Annotated in this window: 23 protein-coding genes and 1 tRNA gene; 9 read left to right on the forward strand and 15 right to left on the reverse strand. The window is 59.8% G+C overall.

Going from position 1 to position 23,612, the window contains the following annotated elements; translation table 11 throughout:
• Nucleotides 1-2 precede the first annotated feature (2 nt).
• From ABOK31_RS13875 to ABOK31_RS13895, 5 genes are all read right to left on the reverse strand, one after another.
• Nucleotides 3-590: a DUF3291 domain-containing protein gene (locus ABOK31_RS13875; protein ID WP_349956396.1), complete on the reverse strand. Its 588-nt coding sequence runs from the start codon at nucleotides 588-590 to the stop codon at nucleotides 3-5.
• A complete protein-coding gene (locus ABOK31_RS13880; RefSeq protein WP_349956397.1) occupies nucleotides 590-1,018 on the reverse strand; it encodes a DUF1178 family protein in 429 nt (142 codons plus the stop codon). The genes ABOK31_RS13875 and ABOK31_RS13880 overlap by 1 nt, the downstream gene beginning before the upstream one ends.
• The gene (locus tag ABOK31_RS13885; RefSeq protein ID WP_349956398.1) at nucleotides 1,015-1,872 is read right to left on the reverse strand and encodes a carbon-nitrogen hydrolase family protein; all 858 of its coding nucleotides are present in this window, start codon (nucleotides 1,870-1,872) and stop codon (nucleotides 1,015-1,017) included. Before ABOK31_RS13885 ends, ABOK31_RS13880 begins: the two co-directional genes overlap by 4 nt.
• 25 nt (nucleotides 1,873-1,897) lie before the next feature.
• Nucleotides 1,898-2,155 carry a glutaredoxin 3 gene (gene grxC / locus ABOK31_RS13890; RefSeq protein ID WP_349956399.1) on the reverse strand — a complete coding sequence of 86 codons (258 nt, stop codon included), beginning with the start codon at nucleotides 2,153-2,155 and terminating at the stop codon, nucleotides 1,898-1,900.
• 140 nt (nucleotides 2,156-2,295) lie between these two features.
• Nucleotides 2,296-3,072: a ComF family protein gene (locus ABOK31_RS13895; protein WP_349956400.1), complete on the reverse strand. Its 777-nt coding sequence runs from the start codon at nucleotides 3,070-3,072 to the stop codon at nucleotides 2,296-2,298.
• Between the two features lie 119 nt (nucleotides 3,073-3,191).
• Between ABOK31_RS13895 and ABOK31_RS13900 the strand changes: the two genes are divergently transcribed.
• Nucleotides 3,192-4,076, forward strand: coding sequence for a methyltransferase domain-containing protein (locus tag ABOK31_RS13900; protein ID WP_349956401.1), 885 nt, complete (start codon nucleotides 3,192-3,194; stop codon nucleotides 4,074-4,076).
• Nucleotides 4,077-4,096: 20 nt separating this feature from the next.
• Here the strand turns inward: ABOK31_RS13900 and ABOK31_RS13905 are convergent, their stop codons facing one another.
• Both ABOK31_RS13905 and ABOK31_RS13910 read right to left on the reverse strand, forming a co-directional pair.
• Nucleotides 4,097-4,282, reverse strand: a complete 186-nt coding sequence (locus ABOK31_RS13905; RefSeq protein WP_174177803.1) for a Flp family type IVb pilin — start codon at nucleotides 4,280-4,282, stop codon at nucleotides 4,097-4,099.
• A gap of 76 nt (nucleotides 4,283-4,358) precedes the next feature.
• Nucleotides 4,359-4,676, reverse strand: coding sequence for a hypothetical protein (locus ABOK31_RS13910; protein WP_069612953.1), 318 nt, complete (start codon nucleotides 4,674-4,676; stop codon nucleotides 4,359-4,361).
• 387 nt (nucleotides 4,677-5,063) lie between these two features.
• Here ABOK31_RS13910 and ABOK31_RS13915 point away from each other — a divergent pair, with 387 nt between their 5' ends.
• Nucleotides 5,064-5,390 carry a hypothetical protein gene (locus ABOK31_RS13915; protein ID WP_349956402.1) on the forward strand — a complete coding sequence of 109 codons (327 nt, stop codon included), beginning with the start codon at nucleotides 5,064-5,066 and terminating at the stop codon, nucleotides 5,388-5,390.
• 2 nt (nucleotides 5,391-5,392) lie between these two features.
• Here the strand turns inward: ABOK31_RS13915 and mutT are convergent, their stop codons facing one another.
• The 4 genes from mutT to ABOK31_RS13935 form a co-directional block, all read right to left on the reverse strand.
• Entirely contained in the window at nucleotides 5,393-5,806 is a 414-nt protein-coding gene (gene mutT, locus ABOK31_RS13920) for an 8-oxo-dGTP diphosphatase MutT (RefSeq protein WP_174177807.1), read from the reverse strand.
• Nucleotides 5,803-6,612 (reverse strand): GNAT family N-acetyltransferase, encoded by an 810-nt coding sequence (locus ABOK31_RS13925; protein ID WP_349956403.1) that lies wholly within the window; start codon nucleotides 6,610-6,612, stop codon nucleotides 5,803-5,805. Before ABOK31_RS13925 ends, mutT begins: the two co-directional genes overlap by 4 nt.
• The gene (gene argJ / locus ABOK31_RS13930; RefSeq protein WP_349956404.1) at nucleotides 6,593-7,834 is read right to left on the reverse strand and encodes a bifunctional glutamate N-acetyltransferase/amino-acid acetyltransferase ArgJ; all 1,242 of its coding nucleotides are present in this window, start codon (nucleotides 7,832-7,834) and stop codon (nucleotides 6,593-6,595) included. Before argJ ends, ABOK31_RS13925 begins: the two co-directional genes overlap by 20 nt.
• A 62-nt stretch (nucleotides 7,835-7,896) precedes the next feature.
• Nucleotides 7,897-8,820: a peptidylprolyl isomerase gene (locus tag ABOK31_RS13935; RefSeq protein WP_349956405.1), complete on the reverse strand. Its 924-nt coding sequence runs from the start codon at nucleotides 8,818-8,820 to the stop codon at nucleotides 7,897-7,899.
• Between the two features lie 247 nt (nucleotides 8,821-9,067).
• Here ABOK31_RS13935 and secA point away from each other — a divergent pair, with 247 nt between their 5' ends.
• The gene (gene secA, locus ABOK31_RS13940; protein ID WP_349956406.1) at nucleotides 9,068-11,788 is read left to right on the forward strand and encodes a preprotein translocase subunit SecA; all 2,721 of its coding nucleotides are present in this window, start codon (nucleotides 9,068-9,070) and stop codon (nucleotides 11,786-11,788) included.
• Between the two features lie 110 nt (nucleotides 11,789-11,898).
• Here secA and ABOK31_RS13945 read toward each other — a convergent pair whose 3' ends face one another.
• Nucleotides 11,899-12,528 carry a glutathione S-transferase family protein gene (locus ABOK31_RS13945; RefSeq protein WP_174177816.1) on the reverse strand — a complete coding sequence of 210 codons (630 nt, stop codon included), beginning with the start codon at nucleotides 12,526-12,528 and terminating at the stop codon, nucleotides 11,899-11,901.
• A 250-nt stretch (nucleotides 12,529-12,778) separates the two neighbouring features.
• Here ABOK31_RS13945 and ABOK31_RS13950 point away from each other — a divergent pair, with 250 nt between their 5' ends.
• Nucleotides 12,779-14,194, forward strand: coding sequence for a lipopolysaccharide biosynthesis protein (locus ABOK31_RS13950; RefSeq protein WP_349956407.1), 1,416 nt, complete (start codon nucleotides 12,779-12,781; stop codon nucleotides 14,192-14,194).
• Between the two features lie 2 nt (nucleotides 14,195-14,196).
• The gene (locus ABOK31_RS13955; protein ID WP_174177821.1) at nucleotides 14,197-15,468 is read left to right on the forward strand and encodes a GNAT family N-acetyltransferase; all 1,272 of its coding nucleotides are present in this window, start codon (nucleotides 14,197-14,199) and stop codon (nucleotides 15,466-15,468) included.
• Here the strand turns inward: ABOK31_RS13955 and ABOK31_RS13960 are convergent.
• Nucleotides 15,455-17,095, reverse strand: a complete 1,641-nt coding sequence (locus ABOK31_RS13960; protein ID WP_349956408.1) for an AMP-binding protein — start codon at nucleotides 17,093-17,095, stop codon at nucleotides 15,455-15,457. The two genes, ABOK31_RS13955 and ABOK31_RS13960, sit on opposite strands and share 14 nt — an antisense overlap.
• Before the next feature lie 255 nt (nucleotides 17,096-17,350).
• On the opposite strand from ABOK31_RS13960, the gene ABOK31_RS13965 reads away from it, so the two are divergent.
• Together ABOK31_RS13965 and ABOK31_RS13970 are read left to right on the forward strand one after the other, a co-directional pair.
• Complete coding sequence (locus tag ABOK31_RS13965; protein WP_349956409.1) at nucleotides 17,351-18,331, forward strand: aldo/keto reductase; 981 nt, start codon at nucleotides 17,351-17,353, stop codon at nucleotides 18,329-18,331.
• A 229-nt stretch (nucleotides 18,332-18,560) separates the two neighbouring features.
• Nucleotides 18,561-19,355 (forward strand): class I SAM-dependent methyltransferase, encoded by a 795-nt coding sequence (locus ABOK31_RS13970; RefSeq protein ID WP_349956410.1) that lies wholly within the window; start codon nucleotides 18,561-18,563, stop codon nucleotides 19,353-19,355.
• 7 nt (nucleotides 19,356-19,362) lie between these two features.
• Here ABOK31_RS13970 and ABOK31_RS13975 read toward each other — a convergent pair whose 3' ends face one another.
• The gene (locus ABOK31_RS13975) at nucleotides 19,363-19,950 is read right to left on the reverse strand and encodes a TetR/AcrR family transcriptional regulator (protein ID WP_349956411.1); all 588 of its coding nucleotides are present in this window, start codon (nucleotides 19,948-19,950) and stop codon (nucleotides 19,363-19,365) included.
• Between the two features lie 232 nt (nucleotides 19,951-20,182).
• Between ABOK31_RS13975 and ABOK31_RS13980 the strand changes: the two genes are divergently transcribed.
• Together ABOK31_RS13980 and ABOK31_RS13985 are read left to right on the forward strand one after the other, a co-directional pair.
• Entirely contained in the window at nucleotides 20,183-21,481 is a 1,299-nt protein-coding gene (locus tag ABOK31_RS13980) for an MFS transporter (RefSeq protein ID WP_349956412.1), read from the forward strand.
• A gap of 143 nt (nucleotides 21,482-21,624) precedes the next feature.
• Nucleotides 21,625-21,709, forward strand: a tRNA-Leu gene (locus ABOK31_RS13985).
• Nucleotides 21,710-21,820: 111 nt separating this feature from the next.
• On the opposite strand, the gene ABOK31_RS13990 is transcribed toward ABOK31_RS13985, so the two are convergent.
• Entirely contained in the window at nucleotides 21,821-23,608 is a 1,788-nt protein-coding gene (locus ABOK31_RS13990) for an AAA family ATPase (RefSeq protein WP_349956413.1), read from the reverse strand.
• Nucleotides 23,609-23,612: the final 4 nt, after the last annotated feature.

A 23,612-nucleotide genomic window follows, 5' to 3' on the forward strand; every position in this document is an offset into this window, starting at 1 on the left:
CCTCAGACTTTCAGCGTTAGCACATGTGCCAGCAATTCGCTCTGGCCCACGGCGTTGCGAGCAACGATCTCCTTGATACGAAGGCGGTCGATCTCCTGAGGTCGGCCATCAGGTCCATAGGGCTGCTTGAACGAGAAGGCGGCCGGGCTGGCACCGTGATCGTGCAGATGTTCAAAGCGCTCGACGCCATCCTTCCATTCCGGAATGGTCCCGGCATCGATCCACCAAAGGACGAGCGGCGGCCAGTTCTGCCTGACGTTCCAATGCCGCGCGCCCTTCAGGGCGTCGGCATGTACGCCGCTATAGGTGAATGCCATCAGCGATTCGATATCGGCCCAGAGCGACAGCGATGACGGCGCGGTCCGAAAGCCGCTGCCCTCGATGAAACGCGGAAAGACCTGCTCACCCCAGCAAAGGGTATCTGGCTCGCCAGCATAGCCTGATCGACCGATAAAGCCATGCGCGCGGGCAGCTGCCTCGAAATTCGCCGCTTCCCGCAAGCGAAATCCCTCGACGGCAGGGCTTTCATAGGCCGCGACATGCAGCCCGAAATTATACATGGCGAGATGCTTGCCAGCACTTGCCGGCATCAGTTGATATCGTCTGGCAGCACGGGGATGGCGGCGATCTCGATGCCCTCTTCGACAAGCGCCTGCGCTTCGTCCGGCGTCGCCTTGCCGATGATCCCGCGCGCATCCGCCTCGCCATAATGGATCTTGCGGGCTTCCTCGGGAAACTTCGCGCCGACATCCTCCGCATTGGCCTTGATGGCGTCGACCGCTTCCTTGAGTTTGGTCATTGCCTCTTTGCGCGCCGTATTCATGGCAACCGTCTGCATCTCGTCCCTCTTGCGCGCCGTCGAAACCGAAGGCGCCATTAGCAGCTTGGAAATTGCAGCCGAATTGCAGACGGGACAGGTGAGGAAACCGCTTGCGACCTGGCGGTCGAAATCGGCACTTTCGGAAAACCAGCCCTCGAACTCATGGGCATTGTCACAGTGAAGCGAATAATGGATCAAGCAGCGACGCCTCCAGCCGCCGGCGTCGTGATCTTCTCCAGCGAAAACTCACGCGCATTCTTCAGGTTCGGTATCTTGTCATGGGCGGATTTCACCGCGGCCACATCGATCTCGGCGATGACGACGGCCTCGCCCGTGCCGCCGGCGGATGCCAGCACCTTGCCCCAGGGATCGATAATCATCGAATGGCCGAAGGTCTCGCGGCCATCCTCATGCTTGCCGGCCTGCGCGGCGGCAATGACGAACATGCCGTTTTCGATGGCGCGGGCGCGCAGCAGGATTTCCCAATGCGCCTCACCGGTCTGCTTGGTGAAAGCGGCGGGCACCGTCATCACCTCGGCGCCGGCAACGGCCTGGGCGCGGAAGAGCTGCGGAAAACGCACGTCGTAGCAGATGGAAAAGCCGAGCTCGGCGAAAGGCAGCGACGCGATGCGCGCTTCCGAGCCGGGACGGTAGACGGCGCTCTCGCGCCAGCTCTCGCCATTGTCGAGATCAACGTCGAACATATGGATCTTGTCGTAGCGATTGATGAGCTTGCCGTCGGGACCGAAGAGAAAGCCGCGATTGGCGATCTTGCCGTCATCGAGCGCAATGGCCGTCGAGCCGATATGCAGATGGATGCCGAGTTCCTTCGCGAGCTCGGACGCCGTCTTGACGATGAGGTCGTTCGACTCGTCGCGCAGCACGGCGCGCATGGCGGGCCGATCCTTCTGCACCGCGCCGGTCATCTCGGGCGTCTGCACATAGACAGCACCCTTGGAGGCGGCATCGCGCACCAGGCGCGCCATATCAGCCGCGTTCTTCACCGGATCGACGCCGGAACACATCTGGATGGCAGCAGCCTTGAAGCTCATCGGTTTCTCCCTCGTCAAGAACAGGTCAGGCAGCCAGCATCAGGTCGAGCTTGCCGGCCCGGTCGAGCGCATGGATATCATCACAGCCGCCGACGTGCTCGCCATTGATGAAGATCTGCGGGAAGGTCGAGGCACCATTCGCCTTGGCGATCATTTCCTGCCGCATCTCAGGCGAATAGGTCGCATTGTGTTCGACATAATCGACGCCCTTGGATTCAAGCAGCGACTTCGCGCGGGCGCAATAGCCGCAGAATTCACGCGTATAGATAACGACGGATGCCATGATCCACTCCGGAAAAGCCTAGATTTAGAGCATGATGCCGAAAAGTGTCTGCGGTTTTCGGACGACATCATGCTCTACTTATTTGATTCTAGGGCGGATGATTTTTGGTCGTTTCGACCTAAAATCATCCGCCTCTAGTGTCATATAAGATGACCGACGACCCTTGCAAAGGTCAAAACCGTGACATCGGCCGCGCCTGCTTTCTTCAGCGCACGTGTCGCCGCCGCAACCGTGGCGCCGGTGGTATAGACATCATCGACCAGAACGATGCGCCGCCCGAATATATCGGCGCCCCGGTGCTCGGAGACGGCGAACGCGCCGCGCACATTATCCTGCCGCGCCTTGGCCCCGAGGCCCACCTGCTGGCTCGTGCGCTTGACACGCAGCAGCGTTGCAGCCAGCAGCGGCTTACCCGAAAGGCGGGCGATGTGGCGTGCGAGCTCGGCCGCCTGGTTATACTTGCGCGCAAACAGCCGCGCGCGGTGCAGCGGCACGGGAATGATCGCATCGCAACCCGCAATCGCCCCGTCGCTGGCGCGCAGCATCCAGCCTGCCATCATCGGCGCGAGATCGGTGCGATCGCGATATTTCAGGCTGAGAACAAGATCCCGCACGATGCCGTCGTGAACGGCAGCCGACCGTAAACGGTCGAAGACGGGCGGTTCGGCAATCGCCTCGGCACTCAGAATTCCCGCACCAAGATCATGGGAAAACGGACTGCCGAGAACCTCGCAGTAGGGTCGTTCGATGAAGCGAATACCGGACCAGCACGCCGGACAAAGACCGCGATGCGCGCCCACGGAAACGCCGCATCCCGGGCAGGCAGGCGGATAGACGAGATCCGCAAGCGCCACGAAGGGCCTTTTCAGCCCGGCACCCAGCATCGACAAGGTGGTTTCGCGTCCCATCATCCCCATATGATTGAGACTAGCAATTCCAGGAAAAGTGTATAGCGGTTTTCCGTCCGGAATTGCGCGAGGGAAAACCCGCGTGCCCGGCACGCCCCGCCGAACTGATGATATCGCAGGAAACCACCATGGAAATCGTGTTCGACCAATCGCTGCTTTCGGCCCGCAAGCGCCGGGCCTTGAGACAAGGCGATCCGAAATCGGCCTTTCTGCTCGATATTGCCGCCGGCGAACTGGCGGAACGGCTTGGTGTTACCGAACGCCATTTCGACGAGGCCGTCGAGCTGCATGGCGCGACCGGCATTGCCGCGCAGCTGGCTCTGGCAACGGGCAAGATCGGCCATTTGAGACGGATCGAAAGCGAGATCGGCTTTGCCGCTCCCGGCGAGACCCTCATCCAGTCGTCGCCGGAGGAACTGCCCCTGGAGGCGGAATCGGTCAATCTCGTGCTGTCGCCGCTCAGCCTGCATGTCACCAACGACACGCCCGGTGTCTTCATCCAGATCCGTCGCGCGCTGAAGGCCGACGGGCTTTTCCTGGCGGCGATCCCCGGCTCCGGAACCCTGCAGGAACTGCGCGATGTATTGCTCGCGACGGAAATCGAGCTGACCGGCGGTGCCAGCCCGCGTGTCATCCCATTTGCCGATGTCCGTGATGTCGGCGGTCTCCTTCAGCGTGCCGGCTTTACCCTGCCCGTCATCGACGCCGAAAACTACACCGTGCGCTACGACAATCTCTTTGCCCTGATGCGCGATCTGCGCGCCATGGGGATGACCAACCCGCTGGTCGATCGCAGCCGCAAGCCGCTGACGCGTGCCTTCTTCCTGCGCGCCGCCGAACTCTATGCCGAACGCTATTCCGATCCGGACGGGCGGATCAGGGCGACATTCTCGATCATCTATGTTTCAGGCTGGACGCCACATGAAAGCCAGCAGAAGCCGTTACAACCGGGTTCCGCCAAGGCGCGATTGGCCGATGCGCTCAAGGTCGAAGAGCACAAACTGAAGCAATAGCCAGAGGTTTGCGAGCCGCGTCAGTTGTTCTGGGAGGCGGCGGAATTCTGGATCGTATTGGACAGAATATTGAATGTGCTTGAGAGGCTGCCACTAAAGGCACCGACACCACTGATGATTGCAGCCGACATCAAGGCGGCGATGAGGCCGTATTCGATGACCGTGGCACCGGTCTTGTCGGTGAAAATACGCCGAACGGAACGCATAAGCTCAAGGCTCCCAGCATTGGACAACAGATGAATCCGATGCTCGTCATGGCATCCGGCAGGCTATGCTCATGCACTATTGGCAGCCGCTGTCGGCACCATAACCCTGGACAATGCAGACCGAACCCGGTTCCTGCTGCAGAACGCTGCGGCGGATCGTATAACGCTTGCCGTTTTCCGTCTGCGGGATCGAACCCGTCGTAATATTGTCAATATCCGGCGCACTTGCAAGCACGCGCGACTTCGATTTGTCGGAGAGCATCGGCGTGAGAATAAGCGAAAGCGCGACCGCCGCCGTACCGAACAGCAGAGCGATATTCAACGCGCCCGTCCTGCGCGACGTGGAATAGGACTGCTCTTTTTCCTGAACAGCTTTCCAGAAATCGTCGTCCATTATGTCAAGCCTTCTTTAACGCACCCAACAACCCGCTTGATTGAGAGAATTGAATGCCAGAAGGTCATAAACGATCCCTTAATATCCACATGCAAATTAATGAGACGTAAAATTCTGGGACAGTGCGTGATTCGGCTTATGCAGCTGATTTCAAATGGCTAATTTTCGTTAACCATACTTACCGTGCGTTGCTGTTGTGCACACGAAACGTTGGCTTGGCGGGTTCAAAAAAGATGCGGCGCATCAACGAATGCCAAATCTCTTCAGCAGCAACACGCAATAGAACGGGTAAGCGCCTCAAACACCAATAAATTGAGATTGACACTTGCCCGTCACGATGCAACTTATGCGGAAATTTTATCATCTTAAGTTGCAGAAGGCTATTGTATGGTAGGGCTTTTTAAAGCTGTTGGCAGCCTCGTTATGGCTCTCGCGATCCTGGTCGCGATCTCGATGCTTTTCATCGAAGGCATCCGCGGTTTTGTCGCGGGGGTGATCGCCGCCCTTGTATACGCTTTTTGGGGCGCCGCAATTTTTGCCTTTGGACTCATGCTCGAGCATCTGGAAGCAATTCGCCACAATTCTGTCAGGCAGTCGGAGATGTTGACAGAGTTGCTGCGAAGAGCACCAAAGGCAGACCCATCGGGAAGAGATCCGACACCCAACAGCCTCGATCAGCTTGAGAAATCAAAGTTCCGCTTTAGGGATATCTAACCTTAGAGCAAATCCTGCAAAAACGGGATCAGCGGCTCGTCGGCCGGCGGCATCGGATAGTCACGCAAAGCTTGCGGCCGCACCCATTTGAGCGCCTGCCCTTCCCGGCCATGGGGGATTCCCTCGTAACGCCGGCAGATATAGAGCGGCATCAGCAGATGGAAGGTTTCATAGGTGTGGCTGGCAAAGGTCAGCGGCGCCAGACAGGCAATCTTCGTTTGAATGCCGAGTTCTTCCTGAAGCTCGCGCACCAGGGTCTCCTCCGGCGTTTCGCCGGCCTCGACCTTGCCACCGGGAAATTCCCAAAGGCCGGCAAGCGATTTCCCTTCGGGACGCTGCGCCAACAGGATGCGGCCATCCGTGTCGATAAGCGCACAGGCGGCAACGAGAACGATCTTGCGGCCAGCCTCGCTCATGCAGCCCTCGGCGGTTGCCAATAGCAATAACGATAGGCTTCGCGGAAACCGAAGCGGGCATAGAGCGCCAAAGCCGGAGCATTGTCGGCGCTGACCTGAAGCCAGGCGGTCTTGGCACTGCGCATACGGGCCCAGCGCAAGGCAGAGGTCAGGATTTCGGCACCCAGCCCCTTGCGCCGATGCTGCGGCGAGACGGCAACAGACATGACGCCGGCAAGATCATTGTCCTGTACGCAAAGCGTCGTTGCCAAAGGACCGGCTTCGGCATCCTCGATGACGAAGAGGCCCGATGGCGGCTTGATGCCGCTCACCACCTCGGCCAGTGCCGGCTTCAAGGCGGGGTCCGCTTCATCGACGATGAGGCTTGCATCCACAAAGCGGCCGACATCGTGGCTCGGCAGATGATCTAGCATGTCAGGCAGTTCGAGATCGACGAGATTGGCGGTCATGACGATTGTCTCGTCGAAGCATGTCCAGCCGTGCTCCCGCAGGAGCTCGATGAGCCTCCGCGAGGCGAGCGGCGTCTCGCGCACGACCATCGGCCTCCCATACGCCTCGAACTTGCGCTGCGCTTTTGCCAGCCGAATTTCGAGATCGCGATGATCGGAGGGATCGAGCGGCACGACAGAATTCAGCCGCTTCGACGGATGACCCGCTGTCAGCCGGATCTGCCAGCTGCCATCATATTGCACCGACGATGCAGGCCAGGCACGGAAGCCAACGGCTTCGAGCCTGCGCACCAGGGGCAGCTTGTTTATTGTGGACTGCGCATGCATCAGCAGAATATCAGCTCCGGTAGTCGCCATTGATGGCAACATATTCCTTGGTGAGGTCACAGGTCCAGACCGTTGCGCGACCATTGCCGAGGCCGAGATCGACCTTCACAGGAATATCCTGCTGCTTCATGACATTCGAGGCGGCTTCTTCCGAATAGGAAGCGTCGCGCTCGCCGTTGACGGCGACGCGGACATCGCCGAACCAGATGGCGAGCTTGTCGCGATCCGCCATTTCGCCGGCCTTGCCGACGGCCATGACGACGCGGCCCCAATTGGCGTCTTCGCCGGCGGCCGCGGTCTTGACCAGCGGCGAATTGGCGATCGAAAGGGCGATGCGCTTGGCGGCAGCATCGCTTTCAGCGCCGGTCACAGTGATTTCGAGCATCTTGGTCGCGCCTTCACCATCGCGAACGACCTGGATGGCGAGATCCTTCAAGAGCTCGTTGAGCGCTGCGCGGAAGCCGGCAAGCTTCGGATCGTCGGCGCGGTCGATATGCGCTTGCCCGTCAGCCGCGGCGGCACCGGTAGCAAACAGCATCAGCGTATCCGAAGTCGACGTGTCGCTGTCGACGGTCATGGAGTTGAAGCTCGGGCCGACACCCTCGGACAGCAGCGTCTGCAGCGCGGCAGAGGAAATATCGGCATCGGTAACAACGAAGGAGAGCATCGTCGCCATGTCGGGCGCGATCATGCCGGCACCCTTGGCAATGCCGTTGATGGTGACCTTGACACCGCCGATCTCGGCGGTGCGGGTCGCGACCTTCGGATAGGTATCCGTGGTCATGATTGCCTTGGCGGCCTCGAACCAAAAATCGTTGACCGCATCCTTGGCCATCGTGTCGAGCACGCCGGCAAACTTGGTGGCATCAAGCGGTTCGCCGATAACGCCTGTCGAGGCGAGGTAAACTTCGTTTTCACCGCAGCCGACAGCCACAGCCGCGGACTTGGCGGTCAGTTCCGTCGCCTGGCGACCCTTCAGGCCAGTAAAGGCATTGGCATTGCCGGAATTGACGACCACGGCACGGGCGCTGCCGTGGGCCAGATTCTTCCGGCAGAAATCGACGGGAGCCGAAGGGCACTTCGAACGGGTGAAAACACCGGCAACGGCCGCAGGCTTGTCGAAGACCATCAGCAGGACATCGGTCCGGTTCTTGTACTTGATGCCGGCGGATGCCGTGGTCATACGCACACCGCGAAGGGCTGGCATGGCAGTAAAGGTTTTAGGAGCGAGCGGAGAAACGGAACCGGACATGAGACCCACCTAACAGTGAAGGGCCCGGAAAACCCGGGCCCTGATTGTTTGACTGCTTTCAATTACTGCTGCGGCTGAGCGTCGGGCGCTGCCGCACCATCGGCAGGCGCAACGGCGTCGTCGGCCGGTGCTGCGTCCTGCTGCTTCTGCGCATCGTCATAGGCCTTGCTGAGAGCCGGATCGTTGATGACGACCTTGGTATCCTGCTTGGCCTTGTTCAGCAGCTCAAGATACTTGTCGCGCATGACGAGCTGACGAACCTGGTCCTTGACCTGGTCGAACGGCGGAGGAGGAGCATTGCGCTTGTCTTCCACCTTGATGACATGCCAGCCGAAATCGGTCTTGACCGGCGTCTTCGTGTAGGTGCCGACCGGGAGGGCGAAGGCTGCGTCCTCGAATTCCTTGACCATGCGGCCATGGCCGAAATAGCCGAGATCGCCGCCGTCGGCCTTGTTCGGATCGGTCGACTTTTCCTTGGCAAGTTCGGCGAAATCCTTGCCGGCATCGAGTTCCTTGATGATCGCCTTGGCTTCATCCTCGGTCTTTACGAGGATGTGGCGGGCATGAACTTCTTCCTGCTTCGGCAGGGCTGCGACTTCCTTGTCGTAGCGAGCCTTGACTTCGTCGTCCTTGATGGAGTCGGCGACATGCGCCTTGAAGTAGGCATTGTGCAACTCGCGGTCACGCAGATAGGCCATGTGAGCCTGGAAGTCCGGCGTCTGGTCAAGCTTCTCGGCGGCAGCCTTCTGCGACAGCAGCTTCACATCGACCGAAGCCGAAAGTGCTGCGACCTTCTTCTGGTCATCCGGAAGCTGGCCGAGCTGCGGATCGAGATTGGCGATCGCCAGATCGAGTTCGGACTGATGGATTTCGACATCGCCGACCTTGGCGACAACGGGGTCCTTGGCATCGGCCGCAAAGACCGGAGCCTGGAAGGTAACGATTGTTGCGAAAGCAACCGCAGCAAGTTTGTTATACTTCAACATAAAATAACCCTTCGGTGGTCTCGACCGGCTCGACAGATGTGAAATCCGGCGTAAAAAAGCCTTCAGCAGGAGAATGTGGCCTTTCTGTATCGGCCAAATCCCGTTGACATCAATCGACCCCCCTCTTATCTGTCACGCAACCTCGCGTCCAGAACAGTTTCCGGCCGTTTTGTGCTATACTCCCGTTTTTTTCGGGAAAGGATAAAGCAGGAAACGGCAGGATGAAATCTCAGAAAGGACCAGTCACATGGTCAGCCTAGGTGGAATTGCCCGCAAGTTGTTCGGCTCGTCCAACGACCGCCGGGTCAAATCGTTCCAGCCGCAAGTAGCCGCAATCAATGCGCTCGAGCAGCAGATGCGTGCGCTGTCCGATGAAGCTCTGGCCGCCAAGACGGTTGAGTTCCGCCAGCAGCTCGCGGATGGCAAGACGCTGGACGATATCCTCGTGCCAGCCTTTGCTGTGGCACGCGAGGCCTCGCGCCGCGTTCTCGGCATGCGACCTTTTGACGTGCAGCTCATCGGCGGCATGATCCTTCATTCCAATGCCATCGCCGAAATGAAGACCGGTGAAGGCAAGACCCTCGTCGCAACCCTGCCGGTCTATCTGAACGCGCTGGCCGGCAAGGGCGTGCATGTCGTTACCGTCAACGATTACCTGGCTCAGCGCGACAGCGGCACGATGAGCCGCCTCTACGGCTTCCTCGGCCTGACGACGGGCGTCATCGTTCACGGCCTGTCGGACGAACAGCGCCATGACGCCTATGCCTGCGACATCACCTACGCCACCAATAACGAACTCGGCTTCGACTATCTGCGCGACAACATGAAATATGAGCGCGCCCAGATGGTTCAGCGCGGCCACAATTTTGCGATCGTCGACGAAGTGGACTCGATCCTTGTCGACGAAGCGCGCACGCCGCTGATCATCTCCGGTCCGCTCGACGACCGCTCCGATCTCTACATCACCATCGACGCCTTCATTCCCCGCCTGGCGAAGGAAGACTACGAAATCGATGAAAAGCAGCGCTCGGCCAACTTTTCCGAAGACGGCACCGAGAAGCTGGAAAACATGCTGCGCGAAGCCGGCCTGTTGAAGGGTGAATCGCTCTACGACGTCGAGAACGTCGCGATCGTCCACCACATCAACAATGCGCTGAAGGCGCACAAGCTGTTCCAGCGCGACAAGGACTATATCGTCCGCAACGGTGAAGTCGTCATCATCGACGAATTCACCGGCCGCATGATGCCGGGCCGCCGCTATTCGGACGGTCAGCACCAGGCGCTCGAAGCCAAGGAACATGTGCAGATCCAGCCGGAAAACCAGACGCTGGCGCAGATCACCTTCCAGAACTATTTCCGCATGTACGACAAGCTCGCCGGCATGACCGGTACGGCGTCGACGGAAGCGGAAGAATTCGGCAACATCTACGGCCTCGACGTGATCGAAGTGCCGACCAACCTGCCGATCCAGCGTGTCGACGAGGACGACGAGGTCTATCGTACGCATGCCGAGAAGTATAACGCCATCATCAACGAGATTCTCGACGCCCACAAGCGCGGCCAGCCCGTGCTGGTCGGCACGACGTCGATCGAGAAGTCCGAACTTCTCGCCGATCTCATGCGCAAGCGAGGCTTCAGCAACTTCCAGGTTCTGAATGCGCGCTACCATGAGCAGGAAGCCTACATCGTCGCCCAGGCCGGCGTTCCCGGCGCGGTGACGATCGCTACCAACATGGCCGGCCGCGGCACCGACATCCAGCTCGGTGGCAATCTGGAAATGCGGGTCGAGCGTGACCTGCACGAAATGGAGCAGGGTCCGGAGCGCGACGCGGCCATTGCCCGCATCGCCGAAGAGATCAAGGAGCTAAAGCAGCAATCGATCGCTGCCGGCGGTCTCTACGTCATCGCATCCGAGCGCCATGAAAGCCGCCGCATCGATAACCAGCTGCGCGGCCGCTCCGGCCGTCAGGGCGACCCCGGCCGCTCGAAATTCTACCTGTCGCTCCAGGACGACCTGATGCGCATCTTCGGCTCCGACCGCATGGACGGCATGCTGCAGAAGCTCGGCCTCAAGGAAGGCGAAGCGATCGTCCATCCCTGGATCAACAAGGCGGTGGAACGCGCCCAGAAGAAGGTCGAAGCCCGCAACTTCGACATCCGCAAGAACGTTCTGAAGTACGACGACGTGCTGAACGATCAGCGCAAGGTCATCTTCGACCAGCGCGTTGAGTTGATGGAATCGAAGGACCTCTCCGAATTCGTCGGCGACATGCGCCACGACGTCATCGAGGACCTCGTCGCCAGGCATATTCCCGAGCGCGCCTATGCCGAACAATGGGATGCCGATGGCCTGAAGACTGGTGTCGCCAACTTCTTCGATCTCGACATGCCTGTTCATGACTGGGTCAAGGAAGAAGGCATCGCCGAAGATGACATCCGCGCCCGCCTGACGGAAGCCGCCGAAAAGGCAGCGGCCGAAAAGGCAGAACGCTTCGGCCCCGAGATCATGACCTATGTCGAGCGTTCCATCGTGCTGCAGACGCTGGACAATCTCTGGCGCGAGCACATCGTCAACCTCGACCACCTGCGCTCGGTCATCGGCTTCCGCGGCTACGCCCAGCGCGATCCGCTGCAGGAATACAAGGCCGAGGCTTTCGAGCTGTTCCAGGCGCTGCTGAACAACCTTCGCCAGGCCGTCACAGCCCAGCTTTCGCGCGTCGAGCTCGTGCAGCAGCCGGCCGAACCGGAAACACCGCCGATGCAGGCCCGCCATATCGACGCGACGACAGGCGAGGACGAATTCTCCCCGTTCGCGCTCGCGAGCGAAAGCTTCGTTTCGCCAGAGAACCGCGATCCGCAGAACCCGGCCACGTGGGGCCGCGTCGGCCGCAACGAGGCCTGCCCCTGCGGCTCCGGCAAGAAGTACAAGCACTGCCATGGCGCCTTCGAAAGCACCGAAGTCGTCTGAGTCTAGCAAACCGATAGCAATGACGAGAATGCCGCCTTCCGGCGGCATTTTTGTTTGTAAGCCCTGGAATGAGGCTCGCTGCTGGCCAACGATGCAAACTCCAGCCGCGTTCAGACGGCAGTACGCGGGTCTTCGCTGTAGAGATGGATCGGGTAATTTGGCCCGATGACGTCAAGCACCCGATCGAACCAAGCCGTAAGCGCTGGGTAGTCGGCGAGAGCGAAGCCACAATCCGTCGCCCTATGGGCATAGGCGTAAACGGCTATATCAGCGATCGAAAACTCCCCACCGACAAGAAACGGCGTGTTCTTCAGTCCGCGCTCCAGCGCGGCAAGCGCTCGAAGCCCGGCCGCGCGTTTGGCTTCGGCCATGACGGCATTGAGCTCAAGCCGCCCCGTCAGCGTCCAGAAGCGCAACGTGCCGATGACGGGCTCGATATGATATTGCTCGAAGAACAGCCATTGCATGACCTTGGCATGCTGATAGCGTTCCGCCGGAAAAAATTGCGTGCCGTCCGCGACGTAAGCCAGAATTGCGTTGGATTCGGCGATGGTGCGCCCATCCTCCAGTTCGAGAACGGGGATGCCGCCTGCCGGATTGAGATCGAGAAAGGCGTCCGTGCGCCCCTCACCCTCGAAGATGGACACCAGGCGGGTCCGGTAGGGAATATCGAGCAACCCGAACAGAACCCGGGCCTTCCAGCCATTCTGAGACGGCAGATAATCGTAAAGCGTGAGCATGAAACCCTCCTCCGGCAGCTGACCGATCCTACATGCGAGCCTCGCATCCGCCACCCGTTTCCTGCATCGCCCGCCCCACTGGAACGGCCATGAACCAATCGCACCCAGCAGTTGCTTTTGCGCACACTCGACGGACAACCGATCGCATGCACAAACCTGACTTTTAGGTATCGAAAGAACCGATTCTTAACTCTCCTCTGCCAAGACTAACGCGAGTTTGGGATCATACTTAAAGTATTGCGTATCGATCATGGCGGTCTTTCAAACAGCGGAAAGAATGTTGCCGTCCGCATTGCGGGCCGCTCTATCGCCGTATCTGCGCAAGATCGGCGCTCTTCTTGCAGGTCAGGACGAGAAAGCCGCCTCGCAGCGGATGGCGCTTACAGCCTTCGTCATCCGCGTCGCGGGCGCCGCCCTCGCCTTCCTCTCGCAGATCATCCTTGCCCGCCTGATGGGCCGCTTCGAATACGGCATCTTCGTTTTCGTCTGGGTGCTGATGATCCTGTTCGGCAACCTCGCCTGCCTCGGCTTCCCGACCGCCATCATCCGCTTCCTGCCGCAGTATGATGCCAGCGGCAATCACGACGCTATTCGCGGCTTGAACGCCACCGCGCGCCTGTTCGTGGTTGCCGTCTCGGGCACGCTGGCGCTGATCGGCGCGCTGCTGCTTTTTGCCTTCCGCGATATGGTCGAGCACTATTATGTCATGCCGATCTTCTTCGGCCTGATTGCCGTGCCGATGATCGCGCTCGGTGACGTTCTGGACGGCACAGCTCGCGCCAAGCACTGGCCGATCATGGCTCTCAGCCCGACCTTTCTCATCCGCCCGACGTTGATATTGCTCTTCATGGTGGCCGCGATCCTCGCCGGCGCTCCGCGTGATGCCGTCACCGCCATGGCGGCAGCCTTGGCCGGCGCCTTCACCAGTGTCGTGCTGCAATATCTCGCAGTGACGTTCCGCCTGCGCCACCACTACGCAAGCGGCCCGAAAGCCATTGAATTCAGCGCTTGGACGGCCGTCGCCCTGCCAATCTTCCTGGTCGAAGGCGTCGGCTATCTACTCACCAATTCGGACGTCATCGTCGTCGGCCTTTTCCTCGATCCGGATGAGGTCGCCGTCTATTTCGCCGCCGCCAAGACGATGGCTCTGGTACTCTTCGTCTCCTTCGCCGTGAGGGCAGCCATCGGGCCGCGCTTTGCCGCCATCCTGGCCGAGGGCGATCGCAGCAAGCTCGCAGCCTTCGCGACCGAAGCGACACGCTGGTCCTTCTTTCCTGCGCTTGCCGTCGGCCTTGTGGTGCTGGCAGCCGGGCAGCTCCTCCTTTCGCTGTTCGGCGCCGCCTTCACCGAGGGCCAGATCGTGATGGCGATCCTGCTTGCCGGCATCCTCGCAAGAGCGCTCGTCGGCCCTGCCGAAGTGCTCCTGACCATGGCGGACAAGCAGATGCTCTGCGTCTATCTCTATGCTGTGGCGCTCGTTGCCAATGTCGGTCTCAACGTCGCGCTCATCCCGCATCTCGGCATCGAAGGTGCGGCGATTGCCGGCGCCACCGCCATGGCGATCGAAGCTCTGCTCCTGCATATCGCCGTCCGCCGCGCGCTCGGCATCACTCTATTCGCCCTCATCCGGCGCCCGCCGGCGTCATCGGCAGCGAGGGTCTTCTGATCATGGCACGTCCCCCCTACACCGAAACCACCGACAGCCAAGTGAACGCCCTGACCCACACGCTCGCAGCGCTGCACTTCGAAACGCCGAAAGCGGAGGCCCGCGTCGAGGTCGGCCGCGCCGGCCGCGAATTCTGCCTCTATCCCGGCAAGCTCGGCTATGAGTTGCAGGACGAGCTGGACTTCCTGTCCAACCGCGCCATGGAGCCGAACGTCTTTTTCTCCGGCCGCTTCCTCGCGCCCGCCATGCCGCGCCTTGAGGATCGGCAAGTGCGGCTGGCGCTGATGCGCGATATCAGCAGCACGCGCAGCCGCATGCGTCTGTTGATGCCCTTTACCGTCGACAAGCCCGGCTTTGCGATCGGGCCATCGATCGTCCGTGTCTGGTCGAACTCCTTCGGCCCGCTCGGCACGCCGCTGCTCGACGCCGAGGATGCCGGCGAAACGCTCGACAATCTCTTCGACGCGCTCTCCCGGCCGGAACTGCATCTGCCGACGACGCTCGTGCTGCCGGACGTGCGCCTGAACGGGAACTTCGTTCAGATGGCCAAGGTCATCGCCATCGGCCGAAATCTGCCGATCGCCGTCGCCAATTCGTTCCGGCGGCCAATGCTTCAAAGCAACGACGACGCGCTTACCTATCTCAAGCGCACGATTTCCAACGCCCACTTGCGTGAAATGCGCCGGCAATGGCGGCTGCTGGAAAACCAGGGCGAGGTCACCTACAGCGTCGCGCGTCAACCCCGCGATATTCATCTGCGCATGGAAGAATTCCTGGCGTTGGAAGCAAGCGGCTGGAAGGGCAAGAAGCGCTCGGCGCTGGTCACCGATCGTCATCATGCCGCCTTTGCCCGCGAGGCGATTTCCAACCTTGCGGCCATCGACGCGGTGCGTATCCACTCCATCGATCTCAACGGCAAGGCCATCGCCTCGATGATCGTGCTGATCATGGGCGGCGAGGCCTATACGTGGAAGACCGCCTATGACGAAGCCTATGCCCGCTATTCGCCGGGCAAGCTGCTGATGGGTGAGCTGACAGAATGGCATCTCGACGACGCCAACGTCGTCCGCTCCGATTCCTGCGCCGTGCCGGATCATCCGATCATGAGCCGCTTCTGGCATGAACGCGAGGATATGGGCACGCTCATCATCGGCCTGACGCCGAACGGCGACCGCGACGTGCGTCAGGTGACCACGCAGCTCCACATGTATCGCAGCACCCGCAACATGGCGAAGCTGCTGCGCGAAAAGATCCTGTCGCTTACGAAGCGCTGACCTCGGCGATGGCCCGCTCACGCAGCAGGCGGCGGATCACCTTGCCCGAAGTGGTCAGCGGCAGCGCGTCGACGAATTCGATCTCGCGCGGATATTCGTGCATGGAAAGCCGCGTCTTCACCCAATCGCGAATTTCGGCTGCCAATGCTTCGCTCGGCTCGCGACCGGGCACGAGCACGACATAGGCCTTGACGATCTCCGTCCGCACCGCGTCCGGCTTACCCACCGCCGCGGCGAGCTGCACGGCGGGATGGCCGCCGAGGCAATCCTCGATCTCGCTCGGACCGATGCGATAGCCCGACGAGGTAATGACATCGTCGTCGCGGCCGACGAAGGAAATGTAGCCATCCGCATCCTGCCGGCCGATATCGCCGGTCAGCAGCCAGTCATTGGCGAATTTCGCCTCCGTCGCTGCCTCGTTCTGCCAGTAGCCGAGGAACATCACCGGATCGGGCCGCTTGATCGCGATCTGCCCCGTCTCGCCCACGGGAACCTCGATACCATCTGCATCGACGACCGCGACGCGATGGCCGGGGACGGGCTTGCCGGTCGCCCCGCCACGGCTGACGCCAAAGGCTTCGCTCGAGGAAAGGACGAAATTGCACTCGGTCTGGCCGAAGAACTCGTTGACGCTGACGCCAAGCGCCGATCGCGCCCATTCGAAGGTTTCGCGGCCGAGCGCCTCGCCTGCCGAACCGATGGTGCGCAGTTTGAGATCGTATTGCGCCCGCGGATTATCCACGGCTTTCAACAGCCGCAGTGCTGTCGGCGGGATAAAGGCGTTGCGCACTCCCATTTCGGCCATGATGCGGAAGGCCATATGCGGATCGAACTTCTGCGCCGGCGAGGAAACGACGGGAACGCCGAGCATCAGGCTCGGCAGCAGCGCATTCAGGAGACCGCCGGCCCAGGCCCAGTCCGACGGCGTCCAGAGCCGGTCGCCAACCTGCGGAAAGCCCTCATGGGCGAACTGCATGCCCGGAATATGCCCCGGCAGAACGCGATGGCCGTGCAGCGCCCCCTTGGGCGGCCCGGTCGTGCCCGAGGTGAAGATCATCAATGCCGGATCGTCCGGGCTTGTATCGGCAATCGCGAACAACGGTGGATGCGCCGCCACCAGATCGGCAAAGCCGGCAACGCCCTCTCCGGCGCCATCGATGCTGATCACCTGCGCCAGCTCCGGCAATCGCTCCCGGATCGGACGCAGCCGCTCGAGGCCGAACCGGTTGGTGACGATTGCCGATGCACCGGACGCCTGCAGCCGGTATTCCAGCGCTTCAGCACCGAAGAGCAGCGCCAATGGCAGGGCGATCGCGCCCATCTTGTAGATCGCCACATGTGCGACGACCGTCTCGAAACTCTGCGGCAGCAGGAGCGCCACCCGATCGCCTTTACGCACCCCGAGCGCGACAAGCGCATTGGCGAAAGAAGCGGAGCGATCCCGCAACTCTCCGTAGGTCATGGAAAAGTGATTGCCGTCCGGATTGAAATGCTGGAGGCAGACCCGATCCGGCTCACTTTCGGCCCAGGCATCGCAAACAGCATGTCCCATGTTGAATTTCGCCGGAATCTCCCAACGAAAGTCGCGATAGAGGGCTTCATAAGTATCACGCGGGGGCAATTTCATGCGCAGTTCCAGAAAATTGTGCGGTGCAGCTAACACCTGTCGCCCCTGGGGTTCAAGGAAACATTTGAGATTGCCATCTTCTCTGCCGGGCGAATTGCCTTATTTATTGAAGAATACTTCGAAGCTCTTCACGAACTGACGCACCGACCGGCGGCAAGCTTGACCCGCCGATTTTCTTTGGTGACGCACGCATTCCGCCGCCCTCCCGACGGCGGACTTCCTTGCACCGGATAATCAAATGGACGGAGAATAGCGATGGAATACGTAAAGCTCGGCAGGACCGGTCTTGAGGTCTCACGCATCTGCCTGGGTTGCATGACCTATGGCGATCCCAACAAGGGCACGCATGCCTGGTCGCTGAAGGAGGAGGACAGCCGGCCGCTGCTGCGCCAGGCGATCGAGGCCGGCATCAACTTCCTCGACACGGCCAACACCTATTCCAACGGCTCCTCGGAGGAGATCGTCGGCCGCGCCATCAAGGATTTCGCCCGCCGCGACGACATCGTGCTCGCGACCAAGGTCTTCAACCGCATGCGCCCCGGCCCGAATGGCGCCGGCCTCTCGCGCAAGGCGATCTTCGACGAGATCGACAACAGCCTGCGCCGCCTCGGCACCGACTACGTCGACCTCTACCAGATCCATCGCTGGGACTACACGACCCCGATCGAGGAAACGCTGGAAGCGCTGCATGATGTCGTCAAGGCCGGCAAGGCACGCTATATCGGCGCCTCATCCATGTATGCCTGGCAATTCGCCAAGGCGATCTATACCTCGCGCCTGAACGGCTGGACCGAGTTCGTCAGCATGCAGGACCATCTGAACCTGCTCTACCGCGAAGAAGAGCGCGAAATGCTGCCCTTCTGCGAGGACCAGAAGATCGCCGTCATCCCCTGGAGCCCGCTCGCCCGCGGCCGGCTTACCCGCGACTGGGACGAGGCAACGGCCCGCACCCAGTCCGACGAATTCGGCAAGACGCTCTACACGCAGGCGCTTGAAGCCGACCGCAAGATCGTCGAGGCCGTCGGCACTGTGGCCAAGGCGCGCGGCATCCCGCGCGCGCAGGTGGCGACCGCTTGGATCCTGCAGAAGAGCGCCGTCACCGCCCCGATCGTCGGCGCCTCCAAGCCCGGCCACATTGCCGATGCCGTCGCCTCCTTGGAAGTCAAGTTGACGCCGGAGGAAATCGAGGCGCTGGAGAGCCCTTATGTCCCGCATGGGGTGGCCGGGTTCAAGTGATCGAGGATTTGGGGGGCGTCGGGCAAGGCTGATGAAGCTGCGCTTGCCTGAGCTGCCCCTCACTCTAACCCGCTCGCGGGGAGAGGGTTAGAGTGAGGGGCAGCTCTACGCTCCAGAGCCCAATGGGGCTTGCCATGCAGGCCGCGGCAAATCGCGCAAAAGTGACTTCACGAACGGGTCACAGTTGAGGCTTAACAGATCATGATTCCCTACCCGAGGATGATATCCAATGATCACAGTCCCCTTCGAAGCGCGGCGATTTCAATCGACCGCGGCCTATTACCTGCGCTATCGCATCCCCTATCCGGACAGGCTGATTGCCCGCGTAGCTGAGCGCAGCGGCCTGAAGCCCGGCGACCATGTGCTCGATCTCGGCTGCGGCCCCGGCCAGCTCGGCATCGCCTTTGCGCGGCTGCAGGGTGCCGCCGTCACCGCCATGGACCCGGAGCCGGAAATGCTCGCCGAAGTCGAGGCCGGCGCGAAGATGGCTGGAGTCGATATCAATGTCCGTCAGGGCTCCTCCTACGATCTCGGCCCTGATATCGGCAAGCTGCACCTCTGCGTCATGGGCCGCTCCTTCCACTGGATGGACAGGCCGGCAACGCTTCAAGCGCTGGACAGGCTCATCGAGCCCGGCGGTGCCGTCGTCCTCTTCCACGACAAAGGCGTTCTGGCGGAGCCGAATTGGCGCGGCATTCTCGAGCCGCTGATGGAAACCTATTCGCCCGAGCGCAGCGCGGAGCGGCAGATGCGCAGGAGCAAGGAATGGGCGCCGCATGAGGCCATGCTGCTCGCTTCCCCTTTCCGCAATCTGGAACGGATCGGCATCGTCTCGGAATATGAGCGGGATATCGAAGAGATCGTCGGCCGCATCTTCTCGATGTCGTCGACCTCGCCGCAGGCACTCGGCGACAAGGCGACCGATTTCGAGGCGGCGCTGCGCGCCGAGCTGCTGGCGGTCGCGCCTGACGGCAAGTTCAAGGAAATCGTCGAGGCGAACGGGCTGCTCGCCTTTCGCGATTAGATCGGGATTAGCCGTTGCTTTGATCCGGCTGGGGCGACAGCTCCTGCCGGGTCGCCGACAGGAATTCCTGCGACAGTTCGGAACTGTCCATTGCCCGTGCCAGGATGACGGCGCCGACCATGGCGGAAAGGCTGGCAAAAGCCTTGCGCCGGCGATCCTCCGGCGTTTCGCCGGGAACGATCTCCTCAAGCACTTCGACCAGCCCCATCAGCCCGCCGGTGAAGGTGGACTGCATCTCCGGTCCATGGCGGCTGACCTCCTGCGTCAACGCCGCGAAGACGCAGCCGGTCGCATGCTCCACCACGTTGCGATGCGAGAGATAATGGGCAAGCAGCGCTTCCAGCGGCTGGTCGGGCGAGCTTGCTGCCACTTGCTTCCAGCGCTCCAGAGAACGCGCCACCAAAGCCTTGCTCGCCTCGCAGGCAAGCTCGTCCTTCGAATCGAAATGGCCGTAGAAGCCGCCATGCGTCAGCCCGGCCGCCTTCATGATGTCGGCGACGCCGATGCCGTCAAAACCCTTCTCGCGAAAGAGCTCCCCTGCCACGGCAAGGATCTTCTCGCGATTCTCGGCGAATTTTTCCCGGCTCACTCTCATCAATAAACTCCATCAGAGCATCAATAAATCTGTATTGACAATTTATATGATGACCATCATCAATACGCAACAAATATGATAACAATCATGTAAATGCCTTTACACAAACGTTCAAGCCGGGAGAACGGCCGAGCGCTAGAAGCGGATACGATACCCCCATCGTCCGCGATCGCGCGCTTTCGCAAGCCCCGATCCTGACGCCAAGATACCCACCTTGATTGGAACGCAGCTCATGGTTTCCACTGCTCTTGCTTCGACGCTCGCCCGGCGCAACATCCACTACGGATGGGTCGTCGTCGCCGCCACCTTCCTCACCATGCTGGTCACGGCCGGCGCCATGGGCGCGCCCGGCGTGCTCATCAAGCCGCTGGAGGACGAGTTCGGCTGGAGCACCTCCTCCATCTCGTCAGCACTTGCCGTGCGGCTGCTGCTGTTCGGCCTGATGGGTCCCTTTGCCGCCGCCTTCATGAACCATTTCGGCGTGCGCAAGGTTATCGTCTTCGCGCTGGCGACCATCAGTGTCGGCTTCATCGGCTCGCTGTTCATGACTGAGGTCTGGCAGCTGCTTTTGTGCTGGGGCATCATCATCGGCTTCGGCACTGGCCTCACCGCCATGGTGCTGGCGGCGACCGTCTCGACGCGCTGGTTCACCAAGCATCGCGGCCTCGTCATCGGCATGCTCTCGGCAAGTTCCGCGACCGGACAGCTGGTGTTCCTGCCGCTGATGGCGGAGCTGACGACGCGCTACGGCTGGCGCACCACGGTGCTTTTCGTCTGCGGCATGATCGTCGTTGCTGCCCTCGTCGTGCTGCTCCTGATGCGCGACCGCCCCTCGGACGTCAATCTGCCGCTCGTCGGCGAGATCCACATCACCCCGCCGCCGGCCGCCACCAGGAACCTGAAGGCAGCACTTGCCTCGCCGATCGCGATCCTGCGGGAAGTCTCCACCACCTCGACCTTCTGGATCTTGTTTGCCACCTTCTTCATCTGCGGCCTGTCGACCAACGGCCTGATCCAGACGCATTTCGTCACGCTTTGCGGCGATTTCGGCATCGTGCCGGTGGCCGCCGCCAGCGTGCTCGCCGTCATGGGCATCTTCGATTTCTTCGGCACGATCGGCTCCGGCTGGCTCTCCGACCGCTTCGACAATCGCTGGCTGCTCTTCTGGTATTACGGCCTGCGCGGCCTCTCGCTGCTGTACCTGCCCTTCAGCGATTTCACCTTCTACGGCCTGTCGATCTTCGCCGTCTTCTACGGCCTCGACTGGATCGCCACCGTGCCGCCGACCGTCAAGATCGCCGCCGACCGCTTCGGCCGCGAAAAGGCCGGCCTCGTCTTCGGCTGGGTCTTCGCCGGCCACCAGCTGGGCGCCGCCACCGCCGCCTATGGCGCCGGCCTTACCCGCACGGAGCTGAACACCTACCTCCCCGCCTTCTTCGTCGCCGGCGCCTTCTGCCTGCTCGCCGCGATCCTGGCGATCACACTGCAAAAGTCCGGCTCCACCACCAAAGGCCCGGCCATGGCTCACTGAGCCCCAAGCGACAAAAGCCCATGGCGCGCACCCGCGCCATGGGCCAAACCGCAACCCTGCGGAAACGCTCGCAATATCTGACCAACCCGGCTTGCGCGCCCCGCCGCTCACATGCTAGACAGCCGCCTCGTCAGTACCCCGTTGCCCCATTGGCGGAATTGGTAGACGCGCTCGACTCAAAATCGAGTTTCGAAAGAAGTGCTGGTTCGACTCCGGCATGGGGCACCATCTGTTCAGTGTAATCCTCTAGATATAAGCTATTTCGGCGACAAGCTACTTTTAAAAGTTCGAGCGAGAAGAAAGCCTAGCCCACCAATAGATCGTTGCATTTCAATATGCCTACTCCTCGTCAATCATATCAAAAACACGTGTAAAAGCGGAAAACTCCTCTGAAGTCCCGTTTGCAATAATCCAGTCGGCAAGATTCCGTTTTTCGTCGCGGTTAAGCTGCCACTCCTCCTGAACATCTACCGGCTGTCCTCGAATGAATTTTTGATAGCCAGGCGATATATCGAAGAATTCAGGCTTTGCAGCTCTGGCTCTTTCAAAAAGGCTGTCAGGAAAGAGGTTCTCTATCCCAGTTTTGATCTTACCTTGTTGCAAAGGAAACCTAAACCTGCGCACTCCAGGCTTTTTCTCGTTATGCTTGTTAATATCGCAATCATACAACAGCGTAACATTCTGATTGATCAATGCAGACATTGGACCATCAAAGTATTTCCAGATTTTATCGAGTCCACCGTAGCCGTTTGCATCCCGCAATCCTGCGGTTGCGAAGCTAGCATTGCGGCCAAGCAATTCTGCTGCCCTTTGAAGGTAGTCGATATCGATGCTGCCTTCGACGAATATTAGAGGTTTCTGACTTTGGGTTATCGCCTCGCGCACATCATTTTCGTAACGAACGCTCTCCTTCAAAAAGGAATAAGCCTTCTCGAACTCCGCAAAGCGCTCAACGCTAATTGACTTTCCTGACGGCAATTCAACCACATCAAACCCGTCCTGACCGAGAACTTTTTGGAGACCAAGGATAAAAAGCGGAGAATGGCTCGCTAATATAAACTGCACTCTGGGAAACAGTGAAATTAGGTTTGGGAGTATCGTATGCTGCAATTCTGTATGGAGGTGTAGGTCAACCTCATCTATTATCGCCAGCCCGCGGATATCCGAAAGTGATGTGAAGTTGCCCGTGGCTACGTCGTGATCCCTTACTAAGGTCAGGAATATGTTCAAGAGACCGGTCTGGCCGGTGGACAGGCTAAAAAGATTTGATGTTACGTTAACGTCATCAATGCTGATGCCAATCTGCCGCCGACCCCTGCCACCTACGGACCACCTTACGCTTCCTTCGCGTTGTAAAAGCGTTTTAATAAAGCGCTCGATTTCATGGAGCAGTTTTGTCGCAGGTCCATTCGTCTGTGCAAACACCGGAAAACTGTTCCCGGGTAGACCAATCGGTATCATTTGGACGGTATGTTCGACGCCGAATCGATCGTAGATAACATCTAAGAGCCAATTCTGATTCTCTCTGAGAGGCGAGTAATTTATTACGTGTCTATTGGATGCTCCGGTAGTTCTAGTAAGTTGCAAATAGTTTACATTGTTCAGCAAGTTTTCCCGATTGAGCCAAGCTGGCTCTTCAAAGCGGTTAGCCGGAAAATGAAGCAATGTGAATCTTGAGAGAATTTCTTCAATTTTCTTAGGATCAGCATAGAAATTCGTATGGAGTATGGACCCTTCCTTTGGGGATATTGCATTCCACAAAGGCTTGACCGATGTTAAACCAAACTGCTCCTCTACATTTTCCCTCGAACCTATAAGTTGTATTTCAGCCACCGTGAAATCATCTGAGAATTTTAGCTCCGTAAACGAGAATTGTGAGCCGTGGCTGACATAGAGCGGGGATCGGAACTTATAAACTTTACCCTTTTCCACCTCAGCGTCTGTAAAAGCCGCGTCTTTGGCGATAAGCATAGCATTTACCAGATGGGATAATATGATGCTTTTTCCCGATCCATTCTGACCCACAAAAACGACAGGCTTAGGCATTTCATTGGCGGCAAAGGGAAAATTGTAGTTTATCAGTGGAAGCGGTCCGTAATTTTCAATTTCCAATGACTTTAAATACATTTCC

The sequence above is a fragment of the Rhizobium sp. ZPR4 genome, assembly GCF_040215725.1.
Classification (GTDB): Bacteria; Pseudomonadota; Alphaproteobacteria; order Rhizobiales; family Rhizobiaceae; genus Rhizobium; species Rhizobium rhizogenes_D.